Below are 15,125 nucleotides of genomic sequence, written 5' to 3'. Positions count from 1 at the left end.
GCCGGGCGCACCGGACGATCCGGACGCGCGTCGTGTCCGGCCCGCTGCCCTCGGTGACCGGGCCTTCCACCCCCTGGTCAGCGATCCGTACGACCGTACGATGGAGGCGGTCAACGCAGTAACGAGGAGGATGACCGTGTCCGACGAGCTCACCCCGGAGACCCCGGAAGCCGAGTCCGAAGAGCAGATCAAGCCGCGCAAGAACGGCCTGTACCCGGGCGTGTCCGACGAGCTCGCCGACAGCATGAAGTCCGGCTGGGCCGACACCGAGCTGCACGACCTGCAGCCGGTCGAGCAGGCCGGGCGGACCGCCGAGCGGCGCGCCGCGCTCTCCGCGCGCTTCCCCGGCGAGCGCCTGGTCGTGCCCGCGGGCAACCTGAAGACGCGCTCGAACGACACGGAGTACCCCTTCCGCGCGTCCGTCGAGTACGCGTACCTCACCGGCAACCTCACCGAGGACGGCGTCCTCGTGCTGGAGCCGACCACCGACGGCCACACCGCGACGCTCTACCTGCTGCCGCGTTCCGACCGCGAGAACGGCGAGTTCTGGCTGTCCGGCCAGGGCGAGCTGTGGGTCGGCCGCCGCCACTCCCTCACCGAGGCCGGGAAGCTGTACGGCATCCCCGCCTCCGACGTGCGCGAGCTGGCCGCCACGCTCCGCGAGGCCACCGGCCCGGTGCGCGTCGTGCGCGGCCACGACGCCGGCATCGAGGCGGCCCTGGCCGACAAGGTCACCGCCGAGCGCGACGAGGAACTGCGTGTCTTCCTCTCCGAGGCCCGTCTCGTCAAGGACGAGTTCGAGGTCGGCGAGCTGCAGAAGGCCGTCGACTCGACCGTGCGCGGTTTCGAGGACGTCGTGAAGGTCCTCGACAAGGCGCAGGCCACCTCCGAGCGCTACATCGAGGGCACGTTCTTCCTGCGCGCCCGCGTGGAGGGCAACGACGTCGGCTACGGCTCGATCTGCGCCTCCGGCCCGCACGCCTGCACGCTCCACTGGGTGCGCAACGACGGCCCGGTCCGCTCCGGCGACCTGCTGCTGCTCGACGCCGGCGTGGAGACGAACACCCTCTACACCGCCGACGTCACGCGCACCCTGCCGGTCGACGGCACGTACACCGAGATCCAGAAGAAGATCTACGACGCCGTGTACGAGGCCCAGGAGGCCGGCATCGCGGCGGTGAAGCCCGGCGCCAAGTACCGCGACTTCCACGACGCCGCGCAGCGCGTGCTCGCCGAGCGGCTCGTCGAGTGGGGCCTGGCCGAGGGTCCGGTCGAGCGGGTCCTGGAGCTCGGCCTCCAGCGTCGCTGGACCCTGCACGGCACCGGTCACATGCTCGGCATGGACGTCCACGACTGCGCCGTCGCGCGCACCGAGACGTACGCGGAGGGCACGCTGGAGCCCGGCATGGTGCTCACCGTCGAGCCCGGCCTGTACTTCCAGGCCGACGACCTGACCGTGCCCGCGGAGTACCGCGGCATCGGCGTCCGGATCGAGGACGACATCCTGGTCACCGAGGACGGCAACCGGAACCTGTCGGACGGCCTGCCGCGCCGCTCCGACGAGGTCGAGGCGTGGATGGCGGCCCTGAAGGGCTGACGCCCGCCGCGCCCCACCCGCGCACACCGCGTCACGTACGGCCGGGCATCCCGCGGAGGATGCCCGGCCGTTCGCGTACCCGCGGCGCCGCCTCCTCCGGGCGTGCGGTCCCCGGTGGTTGGCCGGATCATGGGTCTGACGGCTGCCCGTGGCGGCGAGCGGCCAGGAGCGCGTGAGGAGGTGGCCGTGGCACCGGACCCCGAACCGCCGCGCTCGATGCTCTCCGCCGACCTGGACGCCCTGCTCACCGCCGTCGGCGCCGCCGCGGCCACGTCCGACCTGGGCCGCGAGTACCGGATGCTGCGCCAGATCGTCGACGGGGCGGCGGCCGCCGTGGCCATCCTCGACCCCGACCTGCGCTACCGGTACGTGAACCCGTACATGGCCCGGATGAACGGCCTGCCCGCCGCCTCCCACATCGGGCACACCATGGACGAGGTGCTGCCCGGCCTGCACCGCTCCGAGGAGGTCCTGCGGCAGGTGCTGCGCGACGGGGAGCCCCGCGAGCTGATCGCCACCGGCTACCGGTGGGCGCGCTCGCCCCACGCGCGCCGCGAGTGGCGGGCCACCTACCACCGGCTGGTCAGTGAGCGGGGCGAGGTCGTCGGGGTGGCCGGCATCGGCCTGGAGATCGCCGAGCCGCGCCGCTACCTGCACGAACTGGAGTACGCGCACCAGCGCATGACGCTCCTGGACACGGCGGCGAACCAGATCGGCACCACCCTCGACGTCGACACCACGTGCGGCGAACTGACCGGCTTCGTCGTGCCGTCGCTGGCCGACGCCGCGTGCGTGGAGCTGTTCTCCTCCGAGCGCGCCGGACGGCAGCGCCTCGACGCCGGCCGTCCGACGGGACTGCGCCGCGTCGCCTTCCGCGCCGCGGCGCCGCTGACGGAGCGGCTGGGCGATCTCGCCACACCGGGCGCCTTCGAGGAGTACGTACGTGCCGCGCCGCTGCGGCGGCGGCTGGAGCAGGGCCGGTTCTGGCTCTACGACCTGCGCGGCCCCGACGCCGGTGACGGCGGTCCCGGCTGCATCGACCGGGTCGCGCGCTGCCGGGCCGCGGGCATCCGCTCCGCGGTCGTGGTGCCGCTGGCCAGCGACGCGCGGCTGCTGGGCGCGCTGACCCTGGTGCGCGGTGACAGCTCACCGGTGTTCACCCGGCAGGACGCCGTGGTCGCGCAGGACCTGGCCGCGCGCGCCGCCCGCGCCCTGTCCCGCGCGGTGCACTACGACCGCGAGCACACCATGGCGCTGGAGCTGCAACGGGCGCTGCTGAGCGAGCCGTCCGTGCCGCACCCGAACCTGGAGACCGCCTCGCGCTACCTGCCCGCCGACGACAGCACGCTGGTCGGCGGCGACTGGTTCGACTCGCTGGCACTGCCCGGCAACCGCAACATGCTGGTCATCGGCGACGTGATGGGGCACGGCGTGGAGGCCGCCGTGGCGATGAGCCACTACCGGTCGATGCTGCGCGCCATGGCCATCAACGGGCTGCCCCCGCACCAAGTGCTGTCCCGCGCCGACCAGTTGGTGTCCGAGTCGGGGTTCGGCCGGGTCGCCACCTGCCTGCTGGCGCTCGGCGACCCGCGCACCGGCACCCTCACCTACGCGAACGCCGGGCACCTGCCGCCGCTGCGGCTGTCGACCGAGGGGGTCGCCGAGATCGTGCCCGTGCCGGTCGGCCCGCCGCTGGGCACCGGCTATGGCCGCTACGGCAGCGTCGTCCGCCCGGGAGTGCCCGGGGCGGTCCTGCTGATGTACACCGACGGGCTGGTGGAACGGCGGGGCGAGGACATCGACGTCTCGCTGGACCGGCTGACCCGGCTGCGGCTGAACCCGCGCGACCCGCTGGAGACGATCCTGGACGAGGCCCTCGCCCAGCTCACCGGCGGGCGGGCGGCCGAGGACGACATCGCGCTGCTCGCGGTCCGCACGAAGGGACCGCGGCCGTTGCCCGACGACGGCAGCGAACCGGCCTGACGGGTCGTCAGACCGCCATCAACGGGGCTGTTCCGGAGCGCCACTTGAGGACCTTGTCGAAGCTCACCACCGCACCGCCCCGGCCCGGGTCGTTGCCGATGTGCACGTGGTCGGCGAGTTCCTGGATGAGACAGAGACCGCGGCCGTTCTCCGCCTCCGGGTGGGCGGTGCGGGCCGTGAAGGCGTACGCGCGCGTGCCGTCGTCCACGAACGCCCCGGCGGTCCTGGACGGGAAGCCGGGGCCCGAGTCGGCCACCTCGATACGGCACTTCTCCCCGTCGAGATAGGCGGTGACCCGGTACGCGCCAGAGGGTCCGCCCTGGTCGCCGCCGCGGTCGCCCCCGTGCTCGACGGCGTTCGCACAGGCCTCGCTGAGGGCGAGGGACAGGTCGTAGGAGATGTCGGGGTCGACGCCCGCGGTCTCCATCGTGCCGATCAGCAGACGCCGGGCGAGGGGCACGCTGGCAGCGTCGCGCCGCAGATGGAGAGACCACCAGATGCTCATGCTCCAGCCTCCAGGCCGCGGCTCGACATACCGTTACGTATTGCCGCCCGTCCCCCTGCGTAAGCGTGAAGTTGACGTGATGCCGCCCGGACGGGGGATGCGCCGGAGGTGGCGGTCGGTGTATGCGCGGGCGCACCGGCCCGGCCCGAGGGGCGCTCAAGAGGCGCACAAGAGCCGCCTTTCCGGCGTTACGGAATCTTGCGGACCTGACGTACGGCGCTCGGGGGGCGAATGGGATGATGAGCCCGCCATGACTGCCCGATCCCCGCGCACCGCGCGCTCCGGAAGCGACCTACGGCTCCTGCGGGCCGCGGTGTTCGCCGCCGTCTGCGTGGCGCTGGCCGCGGCCGGGCACACCCTCGGGGCCGGTATGACGGTCCCGCCGTGGACGCTGGGCGTCGGGTTCCTCGCGGTTCTCGCGGTCGTCGTCCCGCTCGCCGGGCGCAGCCGTTCGCTGCCGGGGATCGTGGTCCTTCTGGCCGTCGGCCAGACGGTCCTGCACACGCTGTTCGGGCTCGGCCAGGTTCTGGCCGGGACGATGTCCATGGGCGCCATGTCCATGAATACGACGGCGACGGGTTCGGCCGGTTCCGTGCCGACGGGCTCGCTGTCGGCCGGTGCCACCGCCGCCGCCGCCGGGGGCTCGGCGCACGCGCTGGGCTCGCTGAGCGACGCCTCCCTCGTGGAGCAGGCCGCGCGGCTCATGTGCGGCGCCTCCGCCGCGGCCATCAGTCCCGCCGAGGCGCAGCGGATCCTCCTCGACGCGCGGATCTACCGGAGTTCCGGCGGCACGGGTGCCGGCACGGACGCGGTGAGCACCGTGCACCAGCAGGCGGACGCCGTGGCGGGCGGCTCGGTGTCGTCGACGGACTGGCTCTCGCTGCTGCCGTCCCTGCCCATGCTGCTCGGCCACCTGCTCGCGGCGCTGGCCGCCGGGTGGCTGCTGCGCCGCGGCGACACCGCGCTGCTGCGGCTGATCGCGCTGTCCGCGCACGGGGTCGCCGAGACCGCGCTCGTCCGGTCCCTGCGCGCGGCGCTCGCCCTGGTGCGCGCCCTGGGCGCCGGGCTGCCGGGTGCCCCCTCGACGGGACCTCGGCTGTGGCGGCGCACCGCGCCGCCCACCCTTCCGGCGCCGCGCACCGAGGCGCTCCAGCACACCGTGATCAGGCGCGGGCCTCCGGCCGTGGGCGCGCTCAGCGCCTTCGTCCTCGCTGCCTGACGCGACGCGACCACCTCCGCCCGGATTTCCGCCGGGAGGGCCCGGCCGCCGTCGCGCGGTACGCGCGCGTGCCCGTGACAGGCACGCCCTCAGCGTTCCCGGTTCCGCCGCGGCGGTTCCGTGTGCGCGTGCCCCGGGTCGTGAACCCGCGGGCCGGGGCGCCGTCGCGCGCACGCACCCCTCCTGATCACCGGAACGTCATCCGAAACGGAGTGCTCCTGCCATGAAGGCTTCCCGTCTCGCCGCCACCGGCGCGATCGCCGGCGCGACCGTCCTTGTCCTGTCGTCGCCCGCCTTCGCCCACGTCACCGTGTCCCCCGAGGGGACGGCCGCCAAGGGCGGTTACGCGGTCATCGACTTCAAGGTGCCGAACGAGCGCGACGACGCCTCGACCACCAAGGTCGAGGTCAACTTCCCGACCGACCACCCGCTGGCGTCCGTGATGCCGCAGGCCATCGACGGCTGGTCGGTCAAGATCACCAAGTCCACGTTGGACAAGCCCGTCGAGCTGGAGGGCGAGAAGATCACCCAGGCCGTCACCAAGGTCACCTGGACCGCCGACGGCAAGGGCATCGCGCCCGGCTACTTCGAGAAGTTCCCGGTCTCCGTGGGCGCCCTGCCCACCAACACCGACGAGCTCACGTTCAAGGCCCTCCAGACGTACTCCGACAAGGAGGTCGTCCGCTGGATCGAGGTCCAGCAGAAGGGCCAGGAGGAGCCGGACAACCCGGCGCCGGTGCTCGAACTGTCCGCCGCCGACTCCTCCGACGAGCACGGCGCGAGCGGCTCGGACTCCGACGCCACCGGTTCGCCGGCCTCCCCCGCCGCGTCCACCGACGACGGCGGGTCGGCCTCGTCGGCCGCCGCCTCCGCCGACGACAGCGACACCACCGCGCGCGTGCTGGGCGTCGTGGGCATCGTCGTCGGCGTCGCCGGCCTCGCCTACGGCGTCCTCGCCGGACGCCGCCGCAGCAACGCCTGATCCGACCGACCCTCGGTACGCGCCGGGGCCCGCACGGCACCGCCGTGGGCGCCCGGCCCGGACCCGGGCGGGGGGGGGGGGGGGCCCCCCCCCGGGGGGGGGGGCCGGGGGGCGCCCCCCCCCCCCCGGGGCGGGGGGGGCCCCCCCCCCCCCCGGGCCCCCGCCCCCGCCCGCGGGCCCGCGGGCGCCCCCCCCCCCCCCCCGGGGGCCGCCCCCCCCCCCCCCGCCGCCCCGGCCCCCCCCCCCCCCCCCGGCCCCCGCCCCCCCCCCCCGGCCCCCGGCCTTCCGGGTCCGGGTTCTCACCCACCTGCCGGACGGCCCCGCGCGTGCCGGAGTTCTCACATCTGGGACATTTTCGTATGCGCAAGAAGACGTACGCCGTGGCCGCGCTGCTGACCGCCGCCACCCTCTCCCTCACCCTCACCGCCTGCGGCGGCGACAGCGGTGACAGCTCCAAGTCCGTCGCCGTGGTCTCCGGCGGCGACAGTTCGCAGGGCGCCGCCACCGTCCTCGACCAGCCGTTCACCAAGCCCGACCTGAAGCTGACGGACACCGGGGGCGACACCTACGACTTCCGCAAGGAGACGGCGGGGCACCCCACGCTGATCTACTTCGGCTACACCAACTGCCCCGACGTCTGCCCCCTGACGATGAACAACATCGCCGTGGCCAAGAAGTCGCTGCCGAAGGCCGAGCAGGACGAGCTGCGGATCGTGTTCGTCACGACCGACCCGGACCGCGACACCCCCGAGGCACTCGGCACGTGGCTCAAGGGCATCGACCCGCAGATCGTCGGCCTCACCGGTGACTTCGACACCATCCAGGCCGCCGCCCGCACCCTCGGCATCTCCGTCGAGGCGCCGCACAAGGACAAGAACGGCAAGATCGTCTCGACCCACGGCGCCCAGGTCATCGCGTTCTCCCCGAAGACCGACGGCGGCTACCTGCTCTACGGCGAGGACGCCACCGTCGACACGTACACCAAGGACCTGCCGAAGATCGTCAAGGGGCAGCGGCCGTGAGGCGCCCGGCCGCCGGCACGCGGCGCCCCGCCCGCGGCGCGCGGCGTCTCGCGGGCGCGCCCGCCGCCGTGCTGCTCGGTGCCGTCGTCCTGGCGGGCTGCGGCGACAGCGGTTCCGGGTCCGGCGCTGCGGGTTCGGGCGGACCCGCCGAACTGTCCGTCGGCGGTGCCTACATGCCGCGGCCCGTCTCGGCCACCATGGCCGCCGGGTTCCTGACCATCACCAACACCGGCGGCACCAAGGACGAGCTGACCTCCGTCACCAGCCCCGCCGCGAGCAGCGTCACCCTGCACGTGACCACCGACTCCGCCGCGATGGAGCAGGTCTCCGAGCTGACCGTGCCCGCGCACGGACGGCTCGTCTTCCGCAGCGGCGGCGACCACCTGATGTTCGACGGCATGAAGAAGCGGCCCGCGGAGGGCGACAAGGTGAGCGTGAGGCTGCACTTCGCGTCCTCCCGCCCCGTCACCGTCGAGATCCCGGTGAAGTCCGCCACGTACAACCCGTCGACCGGACACTGACGGACCGAGGGAGCTGGAAACCGTGACAGGGACGACCGTCGCACCCCGCATACGCAACCTGGTGCTGCTGCTCCTGGCAGTCGCCGGGGCGCTGCTGGCCGGAGCCGGGCCCGCCTCGGCGCACGCCGCGCTGACCGGCAGCGACCCCCAGCAGGGCGTGGTGGTCGCCCAGGCGCCGGACCACGTCTCGCTGACCTTCTCCGAGAAGGTCGCGATGTCGGACGACTCGCTGCGCGTGCTCGACCCCAAGGGCAAGCACGTCGAGAGCGGCAAGCCCGTCAACGTCAGCGGCACCACGTACTCGGTGCGGCTGCTCGCCGGCCTCGCCGACGGCACGTACACGGTGACCTACCAGGTGGTGTCGGCGGACAGCCATCCCGTCGCGGGCGGCTACACCTTCTCCGTCGGCGCCCCCTCGAAGACCACCGTCTCGGCCGCCGGGCAGGAGGTCGGCGGCGGGGTCGTCGGCGGGCTGTACGGCTTCGGGCGGTACATGTCCTACGCCGGGTTCATCGTCATGGCCGGCGGCGCGGCCTTCGTGCTGGGCTGCTGGCGGCGCGGGGCCGGGGTGCGGGCCGTTCAGCGGCTCGTGGTGTCCGGCTGGCTGACGCTGACCGCCTCGACACTCGGACTGCTGCTCCTGCGCGGCTCCTACACGAGCACCGGCAAGGTCGGCGACATCTTCGACCTGGACCTGCTCGGGCAGGTGCTCCAGACCAAGACGGGCGCGGCCCTGGTGTCGCGGCTGCTGCTGCTCGCGGCGAGCGCCCTGTTCATCGCCGTGCTCTTCGGCGCCTACGACAAGCGCGAGGACGACGAGAAGCAGGACCTGACCTTCGGGCTCGCGATCGGCGGCACGGTGGTCGCCGCCGGGCTCGCGGCGAGCTGGGCCATGGCCGAGCACGCGTCCACGGGGCTCCAGCCCGGCATCGCCATGCCGGTCGACGTGCTGCACCTGCTGGCGGTCGCCACCTGGCTCGGCGGGCTCACCGCGCTGCTGGTGGCGCTGTACCGGGCGCCCGCCCGCACGCCCGTCGACGTCGCGGCCGTGCGCCGCTTCTCCACCGTCGCGTTCGTGTCGGTGGTGGTGCTGGTCGCGACCGGCACCTACCAGGCCTGGCGTCAGCTCGGCACCTGGTCGGCGCTCACCGGCACCGCCTACGGGCAGTTGCTGATGGTCAAGGTGGGGCTCGTCGCCGTGCTCGTCGGCATCGCGTCCATCTCCCGGCGCTGGACCGGACGGCTCGCCGGAACGGCGTCGGCCTCCGTGGTCCGGCAGGGGCGGGGCGGCGCCGCCGCGGGTGCGGCGGGACCCGCGGGCGCGAAGGCGAAGGAACCGGCGGCGGCCCGCAAGGGAGCCTCGGGCGCCGGGAGTTCGGGCGCCGGGAGTTCGGGCGCCGGGGGAGTGACCGCCCCGGCGGACGGGGCGACGGGCGGCGGGAGCGGTGACGGCACGGGGGCCGGAACCGGGGCCGACGAGGCCGCGGACGCCGGGGGCGCGGGCGCCGGGGCCGCGGACGCCCGGACCGCGGGCGCCGGGGCCGATGCCGGCGGGACGGCCGGGGCCGGCGGTGGCAAGCGGGCCGCGCAGTTGGCCCGGCAGCGCGCGGCCGTCGACGCCGCGCGGCAGAAGAGGCAGCGCGACGCCGACCCGAACCGCTTCGGTCTGCGCCGCTCGGTGCTCGCCGAGGCGGGCGTCGCCGTGGTGCTGCTGGCCGTCACCACCGTGCTGACGACCACCGAACCCGGCCGCACCGAGCAGGAGGCCGCCGCCGCGAAGTCGTCGGCGTCGTCCAGTGCCGCCACGGCGGTCGCCGGTGCGCTGACGCTCGACATGCCGTTCGACACCGGCGGCGAGAACGGCAAGGGTGTCGTCGGCCTCGACATCGACCCCGCGCGCGTGGGCGGCAACGAGCTCCACCTCTACGTCGAGAACGCGGCGGGCAAGCCGTACGACGTCCCCGAGGTGAAGGTCGCGCTGACCCTCACCGCCAAGCAGATCGGCCCGCTCCCCGTGGCACCGGACCACATCGCCACCGGCCACTGGGCGGCCGACGGAGTGCAGATCCCGATGGCCGGCACCTGGAAGATCGCGGTGACCGTGCGGACGTCCGCCATCGACGAAGTGACCGTCTACAAGAACGCGCAGATCGGCTGACCCACCATGGCTGACCAGTCCACCCCCGAACCGGCACGCACGGCCCCCGCGAGGAAGCCACGCGCGAAGAGTGGCCGCCCCGCCGCGGAGTCCCCCGCCGTCGTGGCCCCCCGCGCGGGCGGCGCCGACGCCGGAAGCGGTGCGCAGACCGGCCCCGCCGCCCCCGGGCTGTCCCGGCGGCGGCTGCTCGGTACCGCCGGTGCCACCGGTGTCGTGCTCGGCGCGGCGGGCGGTGCCGCGGGGTACGCGGCGGCACCCGCCGAGGCCACACCGTTGACCTCGCTGGGCGCGGACATGGCAATGTTTCACGGGAAACATCAGCCCGGGATCACCCAGGGCCTTCAGGCCCGCGGCCATCTCGTCGCCTTCGACCTCGCGGCCGGTGCCGGGCGCAAGGAGGCCACCGCGCTGCTGCGACGCTGGTCGGCGACGGCCGAGCGGCTGATGGCGGGCGAGCCCACCGCACACGACGACACGGACGTGGCGCGCGACGCGGGGCCGTCGTCCCTCACCGTCACCTTCGGTTTCGGCAACAGCTTCTTCGCGAGGACCGGGCTCTCCGCACAACGCCCGAGCGCCCTCGACCCGCTGCCCGACTTCTCCTCCGACCACCTGGACAAGGCGCGCAGCAACGGCGACCTGTGGGTGCAGATCGGCGCCGACGACGCACTCGTCGCCTTCCACGCGCTGCGCGCACTGCAAAAGGACGCGGGGAGCGCGGCCCGGCTGCGCTGGCAGATGAACGGCTTCAACCGCTCGCCGGGCGCCACCGCCCACCCCATGACCATGCGCAACCTGATGGGCCAGGTCGACGGCACGCGCAACCCCAAGCCGTCGGAGCCGACGTTCGACGAGCGGATCTTCGTGCCGGCCTCCGGCGACCCGGCCTGGATGGCGAACGGTTCCTACGTCGTCGTACGGCGCATCCGGATGCTGCTCGACGACTGGGAGAAGCTCTCGGTCACGGCCCAGGAGAACGTCATCGGGCGCCGCAAGTCGACCGGGGCGGCGCTGACCGGCGGCGGCGAGACGGCCGCGATGAAACTGGACGCCACCGACAAGAACGGTGACCTGGTCGTCCCGCTCAACGCGCACGCCCGGATCACCCGGCCCGACCAAAACGGGGGCGCTGCCATGCTCCGCCGCCCGTTCTCCTTCCACGACGGCTTCGACGCGGACGGGACGCCCGACGCGGGCCTGCTGTTCGTGTGCTGGCAGGCGGACCCGCTGCGCGGCTTCGTCACCGTGCAGCGCAAGCTCGACCGGGGGGACGCGCTGTCGCCGTTCATCCGGCACGAGGCGAGCGGTCTCTTCGCGGTGCCGGGCGGCGCGGCGAAGGGTGAGTACGTGGGGCAGCGCCTGCTGGAGGGGTGACGCGGCGCCGGTCGCCCCGGAGGTGAGGCGGTGGGGAGGACGGGGGGTGGAAGCCGGCAAGGCCGCAGGCCGGGGCCCCGGTTGGCTCCCCGGCCCGAAAGTCGTACCGCCCCGGGCGGGGCCCCTTAGGGTGAGGTCATGCCTGCCAGTTACGCGTATCTCGGCCCCGAGGGCACGTTCACCGAAGTCGCCCTGCGCACCCTTCCCGAGACGGCCACCCGGGAGCTGGTCCCGATGGTGTCCGTGCCCGCGGCACTGGACGCGGTGCGAGCGGGCGAGGCCGAGGCGGCGTTCGTGCCGATCGAGAACTCCGTCGAGGGCGGCATCACCACCACGCTGGACGGGTTGGTCGCGGGCGAGCCGCTGATGATCTACCGCGAGGTGCTGCTGTCGATCTCCTTCGCGCTGCTGGTCAGGCCCGGGACCGCGCTGTCGGACATCAAGTCGGTCTCCGCGCATCCGGCCGCCCAGCCCCAGGTCCGCAACTGGCTCAAGGGCCACCTGCCGGACGCCGTGTGGGAGTCGGCCGCCTCCAACGCCGACGCCGCCCGATTGGTGCGGGAGGGCCGCTACGACGCCGCCTTCGCGGGCGAGTTCGCGGCGGCGCGCTACGGGCTCACGGCACTGGAGACCGGCATCCACGACGCCGAGAACGCGCAGACCCGGTTCGTCCTGGTCGGCAGGCCGGCCCGCCCGGCGGCACCCACCGGCGCCGACAAGACCTCCGTGGTCGTCTGGCAGCGCGACGACCACCCCGGTGGACTGCGCGACCTGCTCAGCGAGTTCGCGACGCGCGGCGTCAACCTGATGCTGCTCCAGTCCCGGCCGACCGGCGAGGGCATCGGCAACTACTGCTTCTGCTTCGACGCGGAGGGCCACATCTCCGACCGCCGTGTCGCCGACGCGCTGACGGGGCTGCGGCGCGCGTCCCTCGAAGTGCGTTTCCTCGGTTCGTACCCGCGGGCCGACCGCATGGCGGCCGAGGTCTCCCCACCGCTGCCGGGGACGTCCGACGCGGCGTTCGTCGCGGCCGCGGACTGGGTGGCCCGCTGCCAGGACGGGCGGTTCTGAGGACCCGTTCCGCCCGACGTACCCGGGGTCTCTTTCCGGCCGGTGCCGCCGTTTCCGCCGGTCCTACCTGCTGATTTTCGTTATCCACAGAAGTTGTCCACAGTCCGCTTCTCGACCTGGGGACAAGTCGACACCGAACTGCCACTCAGTCGACAAATCGGCCCACAGTCCACAACCCGGACCACAACCCCTCACGTCACTCTTCGTCCACTTGTTTCCTTTGATCAATCCTTTGGGGCGACCCCTTTCCACCCGAAAGTGGTCCTAAAGCGAGTTTGAACATGGAATCCTTCGCACCGCTTCGAGTTTCGGAACGATCAATTCCGAAATCCACAGTTCTTCCACACAGCCTGTGGATAACTCGTTCCGGGGGTCGGATTCCTGTGGACAACAAGACCGCGGCCCCTCCCCAAGTGCCGCCTCCAGCAAGGGAATCGAGTCAACCGCCCGCGCTCCCGCTGCCCCGTACCGGGGAGCCGGCGTCCGCAATTGACACACGGCGCAATTGCCGCATAACAGAACGTAAGCCGCTCCCCCCAATAGTGAGTCGTGAGGGACAACCCCGCACCGGTAGCCTTGACCACGTGATTGACCTTCGCCTGCTCCGTGAGGACCCCGACCGTGTGCGTGCTTCGCAGCGCGCCCGTGGAGAGGACGTCGACCTCGTCGACGCTCTCCTGTCCGCCGACGAACGGCGCAGGTCGTCCGGCGTCCGCTTCGACGAGCTGCGCGCCGAGCAGAAGTCGCTCGGCAAGCTGATCCCGAAGGCCTCCGCCGACGAGAAGGCGGAGCTGCTCAAGAAGGCCGAGCAGCTCAAGGCGGACGTCAAGACCGCCGACGTCGAGCGCGACGCGGCCGACACCGAGACCCAGGAGCTGCTCCAGCGCCTCGGCAACCTCGTCCACCCCGACGTCCCGGTCGGCGGCGAGGAGGACTTCGTCACGCTGGAGACGCACGGCACCATCCGCGACTTCGGCGCCGAGGGCTTCGAGCCCCGCGACCACCTCGACCTCGGCCAGCGCCTCGGCGCGATCGACGTCGAGCGCGGCGCCAAGGTCTCCGGCTCGCGCTTCTACTTCCTCACCGGCGTCGGCGCCCTGCTCGAACTGGCGCTGGTCAACGCGGCCATCGCACAGGCGACCGAGGCCGGCTTCACGCCGATGCTGACGCCCGCCCTGGTCCGCCCCCAGTCGATGGCCGGCACCGGCTTCCTCGGGCAGGCCGCCCAGGACGTCTACCACCTCGACAAGGACGACCTCTACCTCGTCGGCACGTCCGAGGTGCCCCTCGCGGCGTACCACATGGACGAGATCATCGAGGCCGACCGGCTGCCGCTGCGCTACGCGGGCTTCTCGCCCTGCTTCCGCCGCGAGGCCGGTTCGCACGGCAAGGACACCCGCGGCATCTTCCGCGTGCACCAGTTCGACAAGGTCGAGATGTTCTCGTACGTGCACCCGGACGACTCGGAGGCCGAGCACCGCCGCCTGCTCGACTGGGAGAAGCAGTGGCTGACCTCGCTCGAACTGCCGTTCCGCGTGATCGACGTCGCCACCGGTGACCTGGGCTCCTCGGCCGCCCGCAAGTTCGACTGCGAGGCCTGGATCCCGACCCAGGGCAAGTACCGCGAGCTGACCTCGACCTCGGACTGCACCGAGTTCCAGTCCCGCCGCCTGTCGATCCGCATGCGCGACGGCAAGCAGGTCCGCCCGCTGGCCACGCTCAACGGCACCCTGTGCGCCGTGCCGCGCACCATCGTCGCCATCCTGGAGAACCACCAGCAGGCCGACGGTTCGGTGTGGGTGCCCGAGGTGCTCCGCCCCTACCTGGGCGGGCGAGAGGTTCTCGAACCGGTGGCCAAGTGAGCCAGGCCGCCGCCGAGCAGCGGGCCGCCGGAGACTTCCCGTACCGGCTGGTCGCGACCGACCTCGACGGCACGCTGCTGCGCTCCGACGACTCCGTCTCGGCCCGCACGCGGGACGCCCTCGCGGCGGCCACCGCGGCGGGTGCCGCGCACATCGTGGTCACCGGCCGCGCCGTCCCCTGGACCCGGCACATCCTGGAGGACCTCGACTACCGGGGCCTCGCCGTCTGCGGCCAGGGCGCGCAGGTCTACCACGCCGGTGAGCGCCGCCTGCTCACCTCGGTGACCCTGGACCGGCAGCTCGCGGGCGTCGCCCTCGCCAAGATCGAGGCCGAGACGGGCCCGCTGTTCCTCGCGGCCAGCCGCGACGGCCTGGACGGCGAGGTGCTGGTGGGCCCCGGCTACGAGATCCAGGGCAGCCTGCCCGGGACCCCGTTCACGGACGCCTCCGACCTGTGGACCGCGCCGCTGAACAAGATCTACATACAGCACCCGACCCTGACCGACGACGAGCTGGCCGAGGTCGCGCTGCGCACCGCGGGCGGTTTCGTCGGCGTCACCATGGCGGGCGCCGGCATCGTCGAACTGCTCCCCCTGGGCCTGACGAAGGCCACGGGGCTGTCGATCGCGGCCCGGCGGCTCGGGGTGAAGGCCGCGGAGACCATCGCGTTCGGCGACATGCCCAACGACATCCCGATGTTCGGGTGGGCCGCGCACGGGGTGGCCATGGCCAACGCCCACGCGGAGCTGAAGGCCGTCGCCGACGAGGTCACCGCGTCCCACGACGAGGACGGCATCGCGGTCGTCCTGGAACGGCTGCTGGGCTAGGCCC

Annotated in this window: 12 protein-coding genes; 11 read left to right on the top strand and 1 reads right to left on the bottom strand. The window is 73.3% G+C overall.

Annotated elements, in window-relative coordinates; all coding sequences use genetic code 11:
• The first annotated feature begins 130 nt into the window (after positions 1-130).
• Both ACFZA0_RS11045 and ACFZA0_RS11040 read left to right on the top strand, forming a co-directional pair.
• Complete coding sequence (locus tag ACFZA0_RS11045) at positions 131-1,597, top strand: aminopeptidase P N-terminal domain-containing protein (RefSeq protein WP_391014185.1); 1,467 nt, start codon at positions 131-133, stop codon at positions 1,595-1,597.
• Positions 1,598-1,783: 186 nt separating this feature from the next.
• Positions 1,784-3,580 (top strand): SpoIIE family protein phosphatase, encoded by a 1,797-nt coding sequence (locus ACFZA0_RS11040; protein ID WP_391014183.1) that lies wholly within the window; start codon positions 1,784-1,786, stop codon positions 3,578-3,580.
• Between the two features lie 7 nt (positions 3,581-3,587).
• Here ACFZA0_RS11040 and ACFZA0_RS11035 read toward each other — a convergent pair whose 3' ends face one another.
• A complete protein-coding gene (locus ACFZA0_RS11035) occupies positions 3,588-4,085 on the bottom strand; it encodes an ATP-binding protein (RefSeq protein WP_391014181.1) in 498 nt (165 codons plus the stop codon).
• 250 nt (positions 4,086-4,335) lie between these two features.
• Here ACFZA0_RS11035 and ACFZA0_RS11030 point away from each other — a divergent pair, with 250 nt between their 5' ends.
• The 9 genes from ACFZA0_RS11030 (at position 4,336) to ACFZA0_RS10990 (ending at position 15,121) form a co-directional block, all read left to right on the top strand.
• The gene (locus tag ACFZA0_RS11030) at positions 4,336-5,304 is read left to right on the top strand and encodes a hypothetical protein (protein ID WP_391014180.1); all 969 of its coding nucleotides are present in this window, start codon (positions 4,336-4,338) and stop codon (positions 5,302-5,304) included.
• 223 nt (positions 5,305-5,527) lie between these two features.
• The gene (locus ACFZA0_RS11025) at positions 5,528-6,286 is read left to right on the top strand and encodes a DUF1775 domain-containing protein (protein ID WP_391014179.1); all 759 of its coding nucleotides are present in this window, start codon (positions 5,528-5,530) and stop codon (positions 6,284-6,286) included.
• A 359-nt stretch (positions 6,287-6,645) separates the two neighbouring features.
• Complete coding sequence (locus tag ACFZA0_RS11020) at positions 6,646-7,308, top strand: SCO family protein (protein ID WP_391014177.1); 663 nt, start codon at positions 6,646-6,648, stop codon at positions 7,306-7,308.
• Positions 7,305-7,829, top strand: coding sequence for a copper chaperone PCu(A)C (locus ACFZA0_RS11015; RefSeq protein WP_391014175.1), 525 nt, complete (start codon positions 7,305-7,307; stop codon positions 7,827-7,829). The genes ACFZA0_RS11020 and ACFZA0_RS11015 overlap by 4 nt, the downstream gene beginning before the upstream one ends.
• Before the next feature lie 22 nt (positions 7,830-7,851).
• Positions 7,852-9,987, top strand: a complete 2,136-nt coding sequence (locus ACFZA0_RS11010) for a copper resistance protein CopC (RefSeq protein WP_391014173.1) — start codon at positions 7,852-7,854, stop codon at positions 9,985-9,987.
• 6 nt (positions 9,988-9,993) lie between these two features.
• The gene (gene efeB / locus ACFZA0_RS11005) at positions 9,994-11,361 is read left to right on the top strand and encodes an iron uptake transporter deferrochelatase/peroxidase subunit (protein WP_391014171.1); all 1,368 of its coding nucleotides are present in this window, start codon (positions 9,994-9,996) and stop codon (positions 11,359-11,361) included.
• Positions 11,362-11,499: 138 nt separating this feature from the next.
• Positions 11,500-12,432 carry a prephenate dehydratase gene (pheA, locus tag ACFZA0_RS11000; protein ID WP_391014169.1) on the top strand — a complete coding sequence of 311 codons (933 nt, stop codon included), beginning with the start codon at positions 11,500-11,502 and terminating at the stop codon, positions 12,430-12,432.
• A 584-nt stretch (positions 12,433-13,016) separates the two neighbouring features.
• The gene (gene serS / locus ACFZA0_RS10995) at positions 13,017-14,294 is read left to right on the top strand and encodes a serine--tRNA ligase (RefSeq protein ID WP_391014167.1); all 1,278 of its coding nucleotides are present in this window, start codon (positions 13,017-13,019) and stop codon (positions 14,292-14,294) included.
• Positions 14,291-15,121: a Cof-type HAD-IIB family hydrolase gene (locus tag ACFZA0_RS10990; protein WP_391014165.1), complete on the top strand. Its 831-nt coding sequence runs from the start codon at positions 14,291-14,293 to the stop codon at positions 15,119-15,121. The genes serS and ACFZA0_RS10990 overlap by 4 nt, the downstream gene beginning before the upstream one ends.
• Positions 15,122-15,125 lie beyond the last annotated feature (4 nt).

Origin of the sequence: Streptomyces sp. NPDC008150, from assembly GCF_042956945.1 — a bacterium.
In the GTDB taxonomy this organism is placed as follows: domain Bacteria; phylum Actinomycetota; class Actinomycetes; order Streptomycetales; family Streptomycetaceae; genus Streptomyces.
This window is presented reverse-complemented; position numbering and strand designations above follow the sequence as displayed.